This is a genomic window from Aquitalea pelogenes (assembly GCF_001515305.1).
Taxonomy (GTDB): Bacteria; Pseudomonadota; Gammaproteobacteria; order Burkholderiales; family Chromobacteriaceae; genus Aquitalea; species Aquitalea pelogenes.
The window spans coordinates 53,419-70,015 of the sequence record NZ_LNQV01000016.1 but is presented as its reverse complement, the minus strand read 5'-3'; the positions used below and the strand labels follow the sequence as shown (position 1 = coordinate 70,015).

The following is a 16,597-nucleotide window of genomic DNA, read 5'->3' as shown; positions in this document are numbered from 1 at the left end:
CGGGAAATTTCATCCGCTTGACATGACCGGCCATGCAAGGCTGTGCCAGCCGTTCAGCCTGCATGGCCAGTGCTTACCCCTCACCAGACGACACATGAACCATGCTTAGTGCCAGACTGCTCCTTATCGACGACCACGCCCTGTTCCGTACCGGCTTGCGCCTGGTACTGGAAAACAACGACAAGGTTGCCGACATTCTCGAGGCCGGCACCGTGATGGATGCCATCCACCAGTTTGGCAGCACGCCGGTGGACATCATCCTGCTGGACATACAACTGCCGGGCCTGAACGGGCTGGATGGCATTGCCGTGCTGCGCCGTCATTTTCAGTCATCCCGCATCATCATCCTGTCAGCCAGCCCGGAGCTGGCCAGCACCACGCCGGACATTGCCGGGGTGCTGACCAAGTCCGCCAGCGTCGAGCAGATTGACCAGGCGCTGGAGCGCTGCCTGCGCGGTGAGGCACTGTCCGATGCGGCTCCGGCCAAGACGGCAGGCCGCGGCTCGCAACTGACGCCGCGCCAGCTGGAGGTGCTCAGCGAGCTGTGTCTGGGCAGGTCCAACAAGGCCATTGCCAATAGCCTGGGCCTGTCGGAAAACACCGTGCGCGTGCATGTGGCCGCCATCCTGGAACAATTCGGCGTGTACAGCCGAACCGAGGCGGTGCTGGAAGCCCAGCGTCGTGGCCTGGTACAGGTAATGCGCTGATGCGCTGGCTGCCACGCTTCGACCCGCCGCGCCTGCTGGCAGCGCAAATGGAGCTGATCGACCACAGCTTCGGCATTGCCATGCTGGGCTGTTTCCTCGCGTCCTTGCTGATGGCCCTGGGGGTGCTCATCAGCACCGGCAATCCGGGCATCCTGGCCTGGTCGGCGCTGATGGGGGCCGGCTGTGCTGCCGGACACTTTGGCCGCTTTTACCTGCCGGACCGTCTGTCCGAAGCCAATGCACCGCGCTATGCCCGCGCCATGACCATGCTGCTGGTGGTACTAGGCAGCCTGTGGGGCATCGCCGGCGGCCTGTACATGGACCTCAACTTCCCGCCCACCGCCATCAGCCTGTTGTCGATGATTGCCGGCATGAGCGCGGCAGCGCTGGCCATTTTTTCGCCTTGTCTGCCGGTGGCGGTCAGTTTTTTCATTCCGTCCATCCTGCCGGTATGGGGGGTGTTTCTGGCCACTGGCAACCTCGCCTACCTGCCCATGTTTCTGGGCGTGCCGCTGTTTCTGGTGGTGTTGCTGGTTTTTGCGCTGAACTACGCCCGCGTGGCGCGCCGCTCCATCGAGTTGCGCTTTGAAAACCGCGAACTGGTGGACCAGTTGCGCGAGCAAACCGGCCGCGCCGCGCAGGCCTTGCACGAGGCGGAAGAAGCCAATCGCGCCAAGCTGGTATTCCTGGCCTCGGCCAGCCACGACCTGCGCCAGCCCATGCACGCACTGGGCCTGTTTCTGGCCACGCTGAAAACCACGGCACTGGATGCCAGACAGGACGAGCTGCTGGAGCATATCGAGGCCTCGGCCTCCGCCGCCTGCGAAATGCTGGACACCCTGCTGGACTTCTCCAAGCTGGAAGCCGGTGTCATCGAAGCCCGGCCACGCCAGCTGGCCTTGCAAAGTGTGCTGTACAAGCTGGAATGCGAATTCGCACCGCTGGCCAATGGCAAGAACCTGGTGTTCCGGGTAAGGGAAAGTGCGGTACAGGTGTATACCGACCCCAGCCTGCTGGAGCTGATCCTGCGCAACCTGATCAGCAATGCCATCAACTACACCCAGAGCGGCGGCATTTTGATTGGCTGTCGCCAGCGTGGCGAGCATTTGCTGATCGAGGTTTGGGATACCGGCATCGGCATTCCTGCTGCCCAGCAACAAGAGGTATTCCGCGAATTCCACCAGCTGGGCAACCCGGAACGTGACCGGCGCAAGGGCCTGGGCCTGGGGCTGGCCATCGTGCGCGGCCTGGCCCACACCATGGGGCTGACCGTCGGCTTGCAATCCCGCCCGGGCCGCGGTTCGGTGTTCCGCCTGACCATGCCGCGGCTGACGGGCCCGGCCACCATGGAGGAAGCCGTCAGCAGCGCACCGCGCCAGCTGCCCTTGCAAGCAGTGCCGATTCTGGTGATTGATGACGACTACGCCGTTCGCTCGGCCATGGAAGCGCTGCTGGGTTGCTGGGGCTGTCGCATTCTTACGGTGGAAGGCGCTGACGAGGCGCTGGATTGCCTGGACAGCTTCCAGCCGCAAGTGGTGATTGCCGACTACCGCCTGCGCGGCAACCAGACCGGCCAGCAGGTGCTCAAGCAGATTTACCAGCAGCTGGGCCGCACCCTGCCCTCCATCATCATGACCGGCGACACCGCGCCCAACCGCCTGCGCGAGGCGCAATCCAGCGGCGCAGTACTGCTGCACAAGCCGGTGGATGCCGCGGCCTTGTATGGCAGCCTGCAACAGTTGTTGAGTGCCGTCTGATGCCGCAATGCAGCAGAGTCAATGCTGACGTCTTGTAGGAATCGCCCTACACGCTGTCAGCAAATATCCTGACAGCAAAATCCGCCGCTGGCCGATATCCCTGCTGTCATCCGGTTTTTACAATTCAGTCATCACCATTTAAACAACAGGAGTGGTCATGGCTGAAACGAGTGCAAGCGACATCCTGGTCCGCTTCAAGAACGTACAAAAGAGCTACGACGGCGAGACCCTGATCGTCAAGGATCTGAACCTGGACATTCGCAAAGGCGAATTCCTTACCCTGTTGGGACCGTCCGGCTCCGGCAAGACCACCAGCCTGATGATGCTGGCCGGTTTCGAGACCCCCACCGCCGGTGAAATCATGCTGGGTGATCGCTCGCTCAACCGCGTGCCGCCGCACAAGCGCGACATCGGCATGGTGTTCCAGAACTACGCACTGTTCCCGCACATGACCGTGGCCGAAAACCTGGCCTTCCCGCTCAAGGTTCGCGGCATGGACAAGACCGACGTCACCGAGCGCGTGAAGCGCGCGCTGTCCATGGTGCAGCTGGACAAGTTTGCCAACCGCTACCCCGGCCAGATGTCCGGTGGCCAGCAACAGCGTGTGGCCCTGGCCCGCGCCTTGGTATTCGAACCGCAACTGGTGCTGATGGACGAACCGCTGGGCGCACTGGACAAGCAGCTGCGCGAACACATGCAGATGGAAATCAAGCACCTGCACGAACGTCTGGGCGTGACCGTGGTATACGTGACCCACGACCAGAGCGAAGCACTGACCATGTCCGACCGCGTGGCCGTGTTCCATCAGGGTGAAATCCAGCAGATCGACAGCCCGCAAAACCTGTACGAACACCCGCGCAATACCTTTGTGGCCAACTTCATCGGCGAAAACAACCGCCTGCACGGCAAGCTGATCAGCCGCGAAGGCGAACGCTGTACAGTGGGCCTGGAAAACGGCGAGCGCGTAGAAGCCATGGCCATTCACGATGCTGCCCCTGGCGCGCCGGTATCGCTGTCCATCCGTCCGGAGCGCATCAACCTGAATGTGCAGCAGGAGCAAAACCGCTTCTCCGGCCGTATCCGCGAATTCATTTACCTGGGTGACCATGTGCGTATCCGCCTGGAAGCCTGTGGCAATTCCAGTTTCATCGTCAAACAGCCCATCGCCACCCTGGACCCGAAACTGTCCGTGGGCGACGTGATTTCCCTGGGCTGGAATGTAGAACACGTAAGAGCGCTCGATCCTGTCGAACTGGCTGAATGAGTGCGTGCGAGTGAGTGCGTGTAGTTGTAGTCCCAAAACAATATGGAGAACTATCAAATGAAGAAATGCATGAAAGCTCTTTCGCTGGCGGTTGTGGCCGCTTGTTGCGCTCAGGCTGCCCAAGCCGCTGACCTGACCGTGATTTCCTTTGGCGGTGCCAACAAGGCAGCCCAGGAAAAGGCCTACTACGCTCCGTTCACCAAGGCCACCGGCATCAAGGTGGTTGGCGGCGAATACAACGGCGAAATGGCCAAGGTCAAAGCCATGGTCGACACCAAGAGCGTGTCCTGGGACGTACTGGAAGTAGAGTCCCCGGAACTGGCTCGCGGCTGTGACGAAGGCATGTTCGAAAAGCTGGACTACAGCAAGATCGGCAACAAGGCTGACTTCGTACCGGGCGCTGCCCAGACTTGCGGCGTGGGCATCTTTGTATGGTCCACCGTACTGGCCTACAACGCCGACAAGCTGAAGGTTGGCCCGACCAGCTGGAAAGATTTCTGGGACGTGAAGAAATTCCCAGGCAAGCGCGGCATGCGCAAGGGTGCCAAGTACACCCTGGAAGTAGCCCTGATGGCTGACGGCGTGGCACCGAAAGACGTGTACAAGGTTCTGGCCACCCCGGCTGGCGTTGATCGCGCCTTCAAGAAACTGGACCAGCTGAAGCCGAACATCCAGTGGTGGGAAGCCGGCGCACAACCGCCGCAGTACCTGGTATCCGGCGACGTGGTGATGAGCTCGGCTTACAACGGTCGTATAGCCAACACCCAGAAGGAAGGCAAGAACCTGAAGATTGTCTGGAACGGCGGCATGTATGACTTCGATTCCTGGGCCATTCCGAAGGGTTCCCCGAACAAGGACGCTGCGCTGAAGTTCATCGCTTTCGCCAGCAAGCCGGAAAACCAGAAGGTGTACTCGCAGAACATCGCTTACGGCCCGACCAACAAGAAAGCCGTACCGCTCTTGGACAAGCAGCTGGTTGCCGACCTCCCGACCGCCCCGCAGAACATCAAGAGCGGCGTAGCCGTGGATGTGGCTTTCTGGGCTGACTACGGCGAATCGCTGGAACAACGCTTCAACGCCTGGGCTGCCAAGTAAGCAGCTGCAACACGCATGACTGCTGCCGGTGATGTCTGCCGGTAGCAGGTCCGCCCCCTCGGGGGTTCATCCCCAGGGGGTTTCACCCCTTACCTGATCCGGAGCCGGAAGAATGACCGCTTCCTCTGCACCCACCACCGCTGTCGCAGCCACCCTGCCGGAGGCCGGCCGTTCGCTGAAACAGAAGCTGGCCCGCGCCGAGCGCATGAACAAGCTGAAATCGCAGCTGCTGATTCTGCCGCTGGTGCTGTTTATCCTGCTGGTATTCGTGCTGCCCATTACCAGCCTCTTGTTCAAGAGCGTCAACAACCCCGAAGTGGTTGACGCCATGCCGCACACGGTCAAGGCCATTTCCAGCTGGAGCGGCCGTGCCCTGCCGCCAGAAGCGGTATATGCCGCTGCGGCACAAGACATCCAGCAAGCTCATGACGACCAGAAACTGGGCGATCTGGGCAAACGCCTGAACATGGAAGTAGCCGGCTACCGCAGCCTGCTCAACAAAACTGCCCGTGCCCTGCCGATGGACCCGGCCCCGAAATCCTACAAGGAAGCGCTGACCAATCTGGACGAGCGCTGGGGTGACCCGGCCTACTGGCAGGCCATCCGCCGCAACACCAGCACCCAGACCCCGTTCTACCTGCTGGCCGCCATGGACCACCGCGTGGACGACCTGGGCGAAATCAGCCGCTCCTCGCCGGACCAGGCCATTTACCTGGACATTTTCACCCGTACTTTCTGGATGAGCCTGGTAGTCACCGCCATCGCCCTGGCCCTGGCTTACCCGCTGGCCTACCTGCTGGTGAACCTGCCCACCCGTACCAGCAACCTGCTGATGATTCTGGTGCTGCTGCCGTTCTGGACCTCGGTTCTGGTGCGCGTTGCCGCCTGGATCGTCCTGCTGCAATCGGGCGGCCTGATCAACTCCACCATGCAATGGCTGGGCATGATCGATCACCCGCTGCAACTGGTGTTCAACCGCACCGGCGTGTACATCTCCATGGTGCACATCCTGCTGCCCTTCATGATCCTGCCCATCTACAGCGTGATGAAAGGCATTTCGCCAAGCTACATGAAGGCTGCCATCTCGCTGGGCTGCCACCCGTTTGCCAGCTTCTGGCGCGTGTACTTCCCGCAGACCGTGGCCGGTATCAGTGCCGGTGCGCTGCTGGTGTTCATCCTGTCCATCGGCTACTACATCACCCCGGCCTTGCTGGGTAGCCCGAACGACCAGATGGTGAGCTACTTCGTGGCCTTCTACACCAACACCTCGATCAACTGGGGCATGGCAACCGCACTGGGCGGCCTGCTGCTGGCAGCCACCATGATCCTGTACATCGTTTACAACTGGCTGGTAGGCGCCAAGAGCCTGCGCCTGGGCTAACCCTCACCCTTCACGGAGACATAACCATGCTGAACCCGACCATGTCGCCCATCGAAAAGGTGTGGCACTACGTTCTGCGCATTACCAGCGGCCTGACCTTGCTGTTCCTGATCCTGCCGGTACTGGTGATCATTCCGCTGTCCTTCAACGAAGGCTCTTTCCTGGTGTACCCGCTGACCGGCTTCTCCTTCCGCTGGTATCAGGACCTGTTCAGCGCACCGGAGTGGATCCGCTCCTTGCAGAACAGCATGATCGTGGCCCCGGCCGCCACCGTGCTGGCCATGGTGCTGGGCACCCTGGCTTCCATCGGCCTCACCCGCGGCGAATTCCGTGGCAAGGGCATCATCATGTTCCTGCTGATTTCGCCGATGGTGGTGCCGGTGGTGATTGTCGGCGTGGCCAGCTACCTGTTCTTTGCCCCGCTGGGCATGGACAACAGCTACACCACGCTGATTCTGGAACATGCTGCGCTGGGCGTGCCGTTTGTCATCATCACCGTGACCGCCACCCTGCAGGGCTATAACCACAACCTGACCCGTGCGGCGGCCAACCTGGGTGCTTCACCCATCACCACCTTCTTCCGCATCACCCTGCCGCTGATTGCGCCAGGCGTGATTTCCGGTGCCCTGTTCGCCTTTGCCACGTCCTTTGACGAAGTGGTGGTGACCCTGTTCCTGGCCGGACCGGAACAAGCCACCCTGCCGCGCCAGATGTTCAGCGGCATTCGCGAAAACCTGAGCCCCACCATTGCGGCGGCGGCTACCTTGCTGATCGGCTTCTCCATCCTGCTGCTGTTGACGCTGGAATGGTTGCGAGGCCGCAGCGAGCGACTGCGTACCAGCTAAGCAGAAAGCATTTCTTCATCAGCTCCGTGCAGTACCGACATTCAGGGCCAATCCTTACCGATTGGCCCGCTTTTTTTAATAGTTTCAAATAAATGAAAAAAAGCCGCCGCGCTTGGTTGCAATCCCTCGTCAGGGGCTTACTATGCAGATATTCTGCGTTTTGTGCGCCATTTCCCGACCGTATTTATGAGAATCATTCTGCTTTCCGGCCTGATCGCGCTCTGTATGCAAGCCCATGCCGCCTCCGGCATCGACAGTGCCTACTGGGAGTATCAGGTCAAATCCGGTGACTCCCTGTGGTCACTGGCCGACCAGCACCTGGCATCTCCCGCCTATGTTCCCCGACTGCAAAAGCTGAACCATATTGCCGACCCTTACCGGCTGACACCCGGCAGCCGTGTGCGCGTGCCCTACCCCTGGGTCAAGCAGCAGCCCTCCAGCGCCCGTATCGAGGAATTCTCCGGTGAGGTCACCGCGCAGGACAGCAAGAACCAGCCGCTGCCGATCAACAAGGAAACACGCTATCCCAAGGGTGTCCGCTTCCAGACCGGCAACGACGCCATGCTCAAGCTGCGCTTTGAAGACGGCTCTACCCTGCTGATGGGTGCCAATTCCAGCGCCCAGCTGCAAACCGAAATCTATTACCCCAGCACCGGTTCAGCCAAAACCGAAATCCGCCTGGACAAGGGCAATGCCGGCAGTTCGGTGATCCCCAACATCCTGATGCCCGGACGCTACCAGATCCGCACGCCGTCTGCGGTGACTACCGTGCGCGGCACGGAATTCCGCGTCAGCGCCGAATCGTCCGACAGCACGGCCACCGAAGTGCTGCGCGGCAAGGTGAATGTGGGTGGCCAGCAAGGCGGCAAGGTAGATGTGCAGGCAGGATTCGGCACCACAACCCAGCAAGGCGCCAAACCGACCACGCCGGAAGCACTGCCCGCCGCGCCGGACCTGAGCCCATTGCCGGCCCAAAGCAGTTTCAATCCCCCACTGCTGCAATGGACAGCCGATCAGCAAGCCGTGGCCTACCGGGTCAGGATCAATGGCCCGGGCAGCACTGGCCAGCAATTATCCGAACGCACGGTCAACGGGCCGCAGTTTTACCTGCCCTTGCCCGCCAACGGCCAGTACCAGCTTGCCGCACGGGCCAGGAATGCCCACGGACTGGAAGGCTACGACAGCAGCAAGACCTTCGAACTCAAGGCCTACCCGACACCGCCCTTGCTGCTGGGAACCGCCGGCCCGCAGGAAATCCGCGGCCACACTTTCAGCCTGCACACCACCGCCAGCCCGGAACGACCGGTGCAATGGCAGCTGTCGCGCCAGCCGGATTTCAGCCAGATCAGTCAAACCCTGCTGCTGACTACCCCGGAGAGCAAGCTGACCTTGCCTGAGGACGGCCAATGGTATTGGCGTGTGGCGCATGTTGATGGCCAGGGCCAGCCCGGCCCCTACAGCGAAATCCAGTCCCTGCTGTCCAAGGGCTTGTTCTCCTCCCTGAAACCGGCGCTGCCAGTGCTGCTGGCACGGCATTACCCGGTGAAGGACGCACGCTATACCCTGACCCTGCTGGCTCAGGCCGACCGCCAGACCGTGGTTTACCGCAACACTGCCAGTCAGCCGAGCTGGCCGCTGTCCCAGCTTCCCAAAGGACAGTTTCTGGCACGGCTGGAAATCCATGGTGAGGCGGGCTATCACGCCATTGAGGCCAACGAAATCATCCAGCTGCACTGACCATGCCTGTTGACCCATCCACGCCGCCTGCCCGCAGGCCGCCATGGCAACAACTGCTCCCGCTACTGGCCGGAGCAGTTGTTTTGCTATTGGTACTGAGCGGCGCGCTGCAACGTCTGGACAACTGGTTTTATGATGTTGCAATCAGCCAGCGCCCGCTGGGCAAAGCAGCTGACGACCCCATCCTGATTGAAGTGGACAACCGCAGCCTGGCGGAAATGGGCAACTGGCCGTGGCCGCGCGAACTGCACGCCCACCTGATCCGCCAGTTGCAATCAGCCAAGGCCGTGGGGCTAGACATTGCACTGGCAGAAAGCACGCTCAGCAGCAGCCGCCCGGACCAGGCACTGGCCAGTGCCATGCACGACAACGGCAAGGTAGTCAGCCCGGTGTTTCCGGAAAACAGCGGCGGCGTGCTGACCGAAACCCGCCCGCTGCCGCTGTTTGCCGCAGCGTCCAACCGTCTGGGCCATACCGACTTCGAACGGGACGATGACGGCATCGTGCGTCGTGGCTATCTGCATGCGGGCCTGGGCAGTGCCGACTACCCGGCCTTTGCCCGTGCAGTTCTGGACGTGGCCGAGGGCAAACCGGCCAGTAGTGCTGCCACGCTGGTGCATAGCCGTGACGAACCCTGGGTGCGCAGTGATGAAATCATGGTGCCCTACGGCAAAGGGGCCGAGCCTTTCCAGCGGCTGTCGTATATCGACGCCCTGGCCAACACCGACCCGGAACTGTTCCGCAACCGCATCGTGCTGATTGGCGTCACCGCCGCCGGGCTGGGCGACATGCATACCACGCCATTGTCCGCCGGAGCCGGCGGCATGCCCGGTGTGGTGATCAACGCCTATCTTCTGCGCGGCTTGCAGGATGGCAGCCTGATTCGCCCGCTTACCCTGACCCAGCAAGCCCTGTTCAGCCTGCTACTGGTGCTGGGGCTGGATTACCTGCTCTCCCCCTGGGGCCGCCGCCGCAATGCCTTGCAGGCTTATGCGGCCGCAAGCGCCATTCCAGCCTTGATCAGCATTGCCGGGCTGCTGCTGGCCCGCTACTGGTTTGCACCGGTCAGCTGCATGCTGGTGCTGCTGGTTTGCGGTTTTGCCCGCTTCATCGAGCGGCAGGCCAGCTTGCAAACGCTGGCCACCACCGATGGCTTGACCCAGCTGGCCAACCGGCGTCATTTTGACGAGGTGTTCATTCCGGCGATTGACAGGCAGCGCAATGCCAGCCAGCCACTGGCCTTCATCCTGCTGGATATTGACCACTTCAAGCTGTACAACGACCAGTACGGCCATTATGCAGGCGACATGATCCTCAAGCGGGTGGCCCATGTACTGCAAGACACTTTCAAGCGCAAAGGTGTGCTGCCTGCCCGTCTGGGCGGGGAAGAGTTTGGTGTGCTGATGCCTGGCACCAGCATGCAGGAGGCAGTGGATGCCGCAGAAACCTTCCGCCAGCGGCTGGAAGACCTGGACCTGCCGCATGATGGCAGCCCCTTGCACAAGGTGACCTGCAGCATTGGTGTGGCGGCACGCATTCCGCAGGCGGATGACACGGCCCAGCGCATTTACGAAGAAGCCGATGGTGCGCTGTATATTGCCAAGCGCTCCGGGCGCAATGTGGTCAGCCCGGCATCCAGCTGACATGCCCGTCCACAATAATGAAAAACAATAATGAACAAAGCCACGACCTTGATCGTGGCTTTGTTTTTGCCATGCAAACCCGCGCTCAGTCCTGCGGGCAGACCACCTGCCAGTCCTGCTCACCCACCGGTACATGGCAGGCCAGCCGCCAGCCTGACGAGACATCCGGCCAGCTTTCCTGTGCAGCTTGTGCGGCATCAATCAAACCGGCGCGCAGCAGCACATTGCGCTCCTTGCGTGTCAGCCTGACTGGCTGCTGAGGGTCAGCATGACGAATGCTCACCTTGCAGGTGCCGCAGGTGCCCTGGCCGCAGCGCCAGTGCAAAGGCACATCCGCAAGACGGGCGACATCCAGCAGCACATCACCAGGCTGCGCATCCACCACAGCCAACTGCTGCCCGGTACCATCAACAAAATGCAGTGTGGGCATGTTCAGCCGGAAATGGGCAGCAAGGCCAGCATGTCGCCAGGCTGCACCTGTTGGCCGGCAGCCAGCCGCACCAGACCATCCGCCCAGGCGCAGGATGTGAGCACGCCGGAGCCCTGATTGGGATAGCGCTGCAATTGCCACTGGCCGTCTTGCCGTACCAGTTTCACCCGCAGGAACTCTTCACGCCGGGTGTCCGGTCGCTCCCAGGCAAAGCCGGCCGGATAGTGGGCCGCTGGCTGGATGTCATCTTGCTGCAAACCGGCACAGCGCTGCAGATAGGGTTTTACCAGCACCTGATAGGTGACAAAGCCGGATACCGGATTACCCGGCAAGCCGATGAAACCGGCCTGACCCACCTTGCCGCTGGCCAGCGGCTTGCCCGGCTTGATGGCGATTTTCCACAGATCAAGGCTACCCTCGGCCTCTACCGCCGCCTTCACATGGTCCTCCTCGCCAACCGACACCCCGCCGCAAGTCATGATGACATCGGCCAGCCCGGCGGCATCCTGCAGGATTTCGCGGGTGCGGCTGAGCGAATCCGGCACGATGCCAAGATCGGTCACCTCGCAGCCCAGCCGCATCAGCTCCGGCACCAGCCAATAGCGATTGGAATTGTAAATCTGCCCTGCTTGCAGCGGCTGGCCCGGCTCGGTCAGTTCATCGCCGGTAAAGAACACCGCCACCCGCAAGGGGCGGTACACCGTCAGCGTGGGCACACCAATGGAAGCAGCCAGGCCCAGATCGGCAGCACTGAGCAACTGCCCGGCAGACAGCACGGTGGCACCGCACAGGATATCTTCGCCCGCGCGGCGGATATTCTGGCCCGGCTTCACCGGCTGGCTGAACAGCACCTGGCCATCCGCCTGCAGCTCGGCCATTTCCTGCATCACCACCGCATCAGCCCCGGCCGGAATGGGCGCGCCGGTAAAAATGCGCGCCGCCGTACCGGCTTGCAATGGCTGCGGCTGGGTGCCAGCGGGTATGCGCTGCGAAATGGCAAACGGGCCATTGCCATCTGCACTGTTCAGGGCATAGCCATCCATCGCGCTATTGTCCTGCGGCGGCACGTCCAGGCCGGCCAGTACCGGCTCGGCCAGAATACGGCCCAGCGCCTGCAGCAGCGGAAGGGTTTCGGTAGCACGCACGGGCTGGGCACGCTGCAACAGCCAGTCTCGGGCCTGATCAACGGTGAGCATCTTGATGTTTTTCCAGTAAGGCAAGAATGAAACGGGCAATGGCTTCGACATCATCCCGCCCAAAGCGGGGCAATGCGGTGGGTGGCAAGTCTGGCTGCGCCGCATCCGTCACCACCGCGAGCACGGACTGGTCCTGCACGTACAACGGCGCATGCCCAAGTGCCGGGTCGTAGACTTCCAGTTTGGCAATGGCCTCATGCTTGAAGCCTTCGGCCAAGACTAGGTCGCAAGGGCGCAAGGCGGCCACATGTTCCGCCAGTGGCGCATCATTGCCCTGCGGCATGGTTTGCACCAGCAGGCGGCGCCTGGCACCGGCCAGCAACACCTGGGCAGCGCCCGCCTCGCGGTGACGCCAGCTGTCCTTGCCGGGTTGGTCCCAGTCCACGTCGTGATGGGTGTGCTTGATCACGGCGACATCCACACCAGCGGCGCACAGCAGCGGGATGATTTCCTCCAGCAAGGTGGTTTTGCCACTGCCTGAATAGCCTGCTACGCCCAGCACATACATGATGGCGAGATCCAAATAAAAAGGGATGGGCCGCATGATAGCATGCAGGCCAATCCCGTTTCTTCCCTCTGACGAACTAGGACCGGTCACTCAAAGGCAGGAGCAGTCCGGCGCACACTCAGGCCACTGCCCGCGCCAGTGGCGCGCTTTGGGCTTCCACTTGTTCGAATCGCTTCCAGTCCACAATCATCACCTGACTGAGCCCGCAATCCAGGGCCAGCTGCGCCTCGATTTCTTCCAGTACCTGATGACAATGAATGCTGCCGTTGATGGCCACCTCGGCACGCCGCATGACCGTGTCGTCCGGGGTGACAAACCAGATGCAATAACGACTCATGCTTATCCTCCTCTCTTGCTGGATGCCAGACACTACCAATATCAGTGCAAGCGGCAGCAAACTGCAAGTTTTCGGGCATGCACTGCATCATCCAGCCATGCCTTGGTACGGAAAACACGACAAATCAGCCCTTGTGGCTTGCCTTCATGGCCTTTGGCAACTAGTTCATGCCCCCAGCAAATTGCGTTCACTCAGCGGATGCCGGCCAGCTATCTTGGCCACCGTACCACCACGTACCACATAGGGATGGCGGGCAAACACATAGAACATGCCGTCGGTTCCGGCATGCAGCGTAGTGGTGGTACCGGCAATCGGGTCGATCACATCCGCGATGGCATCACCCGCTGCCACCACACTACCCAGTTCGGCCCGCATCACGATTACCCCGGCATGCGGGGCGATCAGGGTTTGGGAGCCGGACAGCGGGGTTGCCGGGTACGGCAAGGGTGCAGGTGCGACCGGCTCACCGGCAATCACGCCACGCCCGGTCAGATAATGCAGGATGGCCTGACTGTCCTGCCCGGCCAGCCGGTAATCGACATCACCCTCACCCCGCAGTTCGACAGTGACTGCCACGCTGTCAAACGGCACCGGGAATTGTGGCAAGGCGGCGCGAATCCTGGCCCAGGGCAGGAAGATGGCTTCATCAAACGGCATCACGCCATATTCATCGGCCAGCAGCGAAGCGCCACATTGCAGGTGCGCCGCCAGGTCTTCCACCAGTGGCCAGTGTTCGCTATGCGAGTAAATGTGCACTTCACCGGCAAAGTCGCAGTGCAGGTCCAGCACCAGGTCGGCATCCAGCGCCAGCAGGTGCAGGGTCTGGCGCAGGCTTTGCAGCTCGGTATACACCGGCTCGTCGGCAATGGCCTTGCGCAAGGCCTGACGGATGAGGCTGCGGTTGGTGTCGGCATCCTGCGTCAGTTGTTCACGCAGTTGCGGAATGACTTGCGCGGAGGGTTCGCTGTACAGGCGGTTGAAGTTTTCCCCGCTGGCCAGATCAAACCTCCCCTGCGGCTGGTAATGCAGTTGCTGCGCCAGGCCGATGGGGTTGGCCACCGGCACCAGTACGATTTCCGCCTGCAACAGCCCACGCGCTTCCAGATCGGCAAATTGCTGGCGCAACAGGTGTGCCACCAGCATGCCCGGAATTTCCCCGGCGTGCAGGCTGGCCTGGATATACACCTTGCGCGGCCAGCCGCCACTGCCGCCTGCCGGCCCGAAGTGAAAGCTGGTGATGCTGCGCTGGGTACCCAGGCTGGGGGATAGTAGCGGATGATGTTCGGTACGCATGGATGCTCCTGTAGCAGATATGGCAGGCGGCTTGGCCAGATGGCACAGAACACCACAGCCAAGCGCCGACTTCAAGCAAAACCTGCGTCAGACGCAGATGCCTGCCTGTTTCAGCCGGGCATCAGCACACTGCGCAATGGCAGCCATTGCTCCAGCTTCTGTGCGAAAGGCATGGTATGGGCGGGACTGGAAGATGGCAGCGTCAGACGCGGCAGCAATGCAGTGTCACCGTGCAGCTGTTTGCTGCCGATTCGCGCTGCCGTTGCGCCATTGAAGGCAAGTGCCTGCAACTGCGGCAGGCCCATGCACAAGGTAGAGAGGTCGTTATGGCTGGCTGCGCGGATGGCAGTGTCCAGACTACCCTGCCGCTGCGCCTGGGCCACCACATCCCACAGCCCGACACCGCGCGCTTGCAGGCATGCCAGACGCTGGGCATAGGGCAATGCAATCAGGGGCTGTTGCAGCACCTGTTCCAGCAAACGCCAGAACTGGTTGCGCGGATGGGCGTAATACTGGGCGGCTTGTAGCGAGGCATCGCCGGGTAGCGAGCCCAGGATCAGCAGCCGGGTGTGCGCATCCACTACCGGGGGAAAGCAGGTTTTGGCCACGTCGGTCACGGCGTGGCGGCCTAGAACAGCTGACCTTGCTGGCGTGCCAGCCAGGCCTTGACCGGACCAAAGGACTTGCGATGCTCGGCCAGCGCACCGTATTGCTCCAGTGCCGCCAGATGCTCGGCGGTAGGATAGCCCTTGTGGCGGGCAAAACCGTATTGCGGATGCAGGGCATCCAGCGCAACCAGTTCGGCATCACGCGCTGTCTTGGCCAGAATGGAGGCCGCCGAAATGGCCTGCACCTTGGCATCGCCCTTGACGATGGCTTCGGCAGGCAGGGTAATCTGCTTTGGCACGCGGTTGCCGTCAATCAACACCTTGCCCGGCGATACCGCCAGCCCGGCCACCGCCCGACTCATGGCCAGCATGGTGGCTTGCAGGATGTTGATCTTGTCGATTTCCTCGACACTGGCGCTGGCAATGCACCAGGCCAGCGCATCCTGCTTGATTTGCACCGCCAGCGCATCGCGCCGGGCTTCACTCAGCACTTTGGAGTCCGCCAGCCCGGCAATGGGGCGGGCCGGGTCCAGAATGACCGCAGCGGCAAATACCGCACCGGCCAGAGGACCGCGCCCGGCCTCATCCACACCGGCAATCAGCTCGGTGCTCATGCAGGCTTCGCCTGACATCCGGCCTCCTGCAATACCGCTGCTGCGGCCAGCCCAGCCGTATCAGCCAGCAATGACTGATGCAGATCGGTAAACGTCTGCACCATCTCGGCCCGGGCATCCTTGTCTTCGTACAGCCGCTTCACTTCCGCCGTCAGTTTTTCTACGGTGGCGTCCTTTTGCAGCAGTTCCGGCACCACAAAACGTCCGCACAGGATATTGGGCAAGCCGACGTAAGGCAGCTTGATCTTGCGCTTCACCAGCAGGTAGGTCAGCCAGGACAGCTTGTAGCTGATCACCATCGGCCGCTTGGTCAGCGCCACTTCCAGCGTGGCGGTGCCACTGGTCACCAGCACCACGTCGCTGGCAATCATTGCCATCTGGGCGTGCCCAAACAACTTTCGCAGCGGCAAGTCCCAGGCCTTGTGACGGGTCAGCAGCTGATCGAACTGATCCATGGTGGCGCGGGTAGCCAGCGGCACCAGGAAGGTGGCATCGGGGTAATCGCGCAGCAGCATGCGGGCCACTTCGATATACAACGGTGCCATGAATTCCAGCTCACTTTTGCGGCTGCCCGGCATCAGGGTGAAAATGGGCCCCTGCCGCGGCAAACCCAGCTGTTCACGCATGGCCAGCTGGTCCGGCACCATCGGAATTGCGCTGGCCAGCGGATGGCCGACAAAATCCGCCCGCACCTTGGCCTGCTGATACAAGGCCGGCTCCATCGGAAACAGGCACAGCACGCGATTGACGGCACGGCCTATCTTGTAGATGCGCTCCAGCCGCCATGCCCATACGGACGGGCTGACGTAATGGATGGTGGCAATGCCCTGCTTCTTCAGTGCGGCTTCCAGCGCCAGATTGAAATCCGGCGCATCCACACCGATAAAGACATCCGGCTTTTCGGCCAACAGGCGGTCACGCAGGGTGCGACGGATACGCAGCAGCTCCGGCAGGCGCTTGAGCACTTCGGCATAGCCCATCACCGCCAGCCGGCTTTGCGGCGCGTGGCTGACAAAACCCCGCGCTTCCATGCGCGGGCCGCCGATACCGGCAAATTCGATATCGGCGTGTCTTGCCTGCAAGGCTTCCATCAGGTGAGCCGCCAGCAGGTCGCCGGAGGCCTCGCCAGCCACCATGGCCACCTTGAGCGCGCCTTTACGCTTGAACAAGGGTTCAGACATG

General features: G+C 61.7%; 16 protein-coding genes. 8 read left to right on the top strand and 8 right to left on the bottom strand.

Features of this window, described 5'->3' with window-relative positions:
• The first annotated feature begins 101 nt into the window (after nt 1-101).
• From AWT75_RS08995 to AWT75_RS08960, 8 genes are all read left to right on the top strand, one after another.
• A complete protein-coding gene (locus AWT75_RS08995; RefSeq protein ID WP_062788923.1) occupies nt 102-707 on the top strand; it encodes a response regulator transcription factor in 606 nt (201 codons plus the stop codon).
• Nucleotides 707-2,464: a hybrid sensor histidine kinase/response regulator gene (locus AWT75_RS08990; protein ID WP_062788922.1), complete on the top strand. Its 1,758-nt coding sequence runs from the start codon at nt 707-709 to the stop codon at nt 2,462-2,464. Before AWT75_RS08995 ends, AWT75_RS08990 begins: the two co-directional genes overlap by 1 nt.
• A 157-nt stretch (nt 2,465-2,621) precedes the next feature.
• Nucleotides 2,622-3,728, top strand: a complete 1,107-nt coding sequence (locus tag AWT75_RS08985) for an ABC transporter ATP-binding protein (protein WP_045845019.1) — start codon at nt 2,622-2,624, stop codon at nt 3,726-3,728.
• Between the two features lie 69 nt (nt 3,729-3,797).
• On the top strand, nt 3,798-4,823 hold the full coding sequence (locus AWT75_RS08980) for an ABC transporter substrate-binding protein (RefSeq protein WP_233160791.1): 1,026 nt from the start codon (nt 3,798-3,800) through the stop codon (nt 4,821-4,823).
• A gap of 112 nt (nt 4,824-4,935) precedes the next feature.
• Nucleotides 4,936-6,204 (top strand): ABC transporter permease, encoded by a 1,269-nt coding sequence (locus AWT75_RS08975; RefSeq protein ID WP_062788920.1) that lies wholly within the window; start codon nt 4,936-4,938, stop codon nt 6,202-6,204.
• 26 nt (nt 6,205-6,230) lie between these two features.
• A complete protein-coding gene (locus AWT75_RS08970; RefSeq protein ID WP_045845016.1) occupies nt 6,231-7,049 on the top strand; it encodes an ABC transporter permease in 819 nt (272 codons plus the stop codon).
• Nucleotides 7,050-7,235: 186 nt separating this feature from the next.
• Nucleotides 7,236-8,786 carry a FecR domain-containing protein gene (locus tag AWT75_RS08965; protein ID WP_082696023.1) on the top strand — a complete coding sequence of 517 codons (1,551 nt, stop codon included), beginning with the start codon at nt 7,236-7,238 and terminating at the stop codon, nt 8,784-8,786.
• A gap of 2 nt (nt 8,787-8,788) precedes the next feature.
• Nucleotides 8,789-10,429, top strand: a complete 1,641-nt coding sequence (locus tag AWT75_RS08960) for a CHASE2 domain-containing protein (RefSeq protein WP_082696022.1) — start codon at nt 8,789-8,791, stop codon at nt 10,427-10,429.
• A gap of 85 nt (nt 10,430-10,514) precedes the next feature.
• Here the strand turns inward: AWT75_RS08960 and AWT75_RS08955 are convergent, their stop codons facing one another.
• The 8 genes from AWT75_RS08955 to lpxB all read right to left on the bottom strand — a co-directional run bounded on the left by AWT75_RS08955 (nt 10,515) and on the right by lpxB (nt 16,596).
• A complete protein-coding gene (locus AWT75_RS08955; protein WP_062788917.1) occupies nt 10,515-10,859 on the bottom strand; it encodes a 2Fe-2S iron-sulfur cluster-binding protein in 345 nt (114 codons plus the stop codon).
• 2 nt (nt 10,860-10,861) lie between these two features.
• Nucleotides 10,862-12,055, bottom strand: a complete 1,194-nt coding sequence (locus AWT75_RS08950) for a molybdopterin molybdotransferase MoeA (RefSeq protein ID WP_062788916.1) — start codon at nt 12,053-12,055, stop codon at nt 10,862-10,864.
• Nucleotides 12,042-12,563, bottom strand: a complete 522-nt coding sequence (gene mobB, locus AWT75_RS08945) for a molybdopterin-guanine dinucleotide biosynthesis protein B (protein ID WP_062788941.1) — start codon at nt 12,561-12,563, stop codon at nt 12,042-12,044. The genes AWT75_RS08950 and mobB overlap by 14 nt, the downstream gene beginning before the upstream one ends.
• 118 nt (nt 12,564-12,681) lie before the next feature.
• Nucleotides 12,682-12,900: a hypothetical protein gene (locus AWT75_RS08940; protein WP_045845011.1), complete on the bottom strand. Its 219-nt coding sequence runs from the start codon at nt 12,898-12,900 to the stop codon at nt 12,682-12,684.
• A gap of 165 nt (nt 12,901-13,065) precedes the next feature.
• On the bottom strand, nt 13,066-14,193 hold the full coding sequence (locus AWT75_RS08935) for a succinylglutamate desuccinylase/aspartoacylase family protein (RefSeq protein ID WP_062788915.1): 1,128 nt from the start codon (nt 14,191-14,193) through the stop codon (nt 13,066-13,068).
• Between the two features lie 110 nt (nt 14,194-14,303).
• On the bottom strand, nt 14,304-14,810 hold the full coding sequence (locus AWT75_RS08930) for a DNA-deoxyinosine glycosylase (protein WP_239689525.1): 507 nt from the start codon (nt 14,808-14,810) through the stop codon (nt 14,304-14,306).
• Nucleotides 14,811-14,821: 11 nt separating this feature from the next.
• Complete coding sequence (gene rnhB / locus AWT75_RS08925) at nt 14,822-15,415, bottom strand: ribonuclease HII (RefSeq protein WP_193394072.1); 594 nt, start codon at nt 15,413-15,415, stop codon at nt 14,822-14,824.
• Entirely contained in the window at nt 15,412-16,596 is a 1,185-nt protein-coding gene (lpxB, locus tag AWT75_RS08920; protein WP_062788914.1) for a lipid-A-disaccharide synthase, read from the bottom strand. The genes rnhB and lpxB overlap by 4 nt, the downstream gene beginning before the upstream one ends.
• Nucleotide 16,597: the final 1 nt, after the last annotated feature.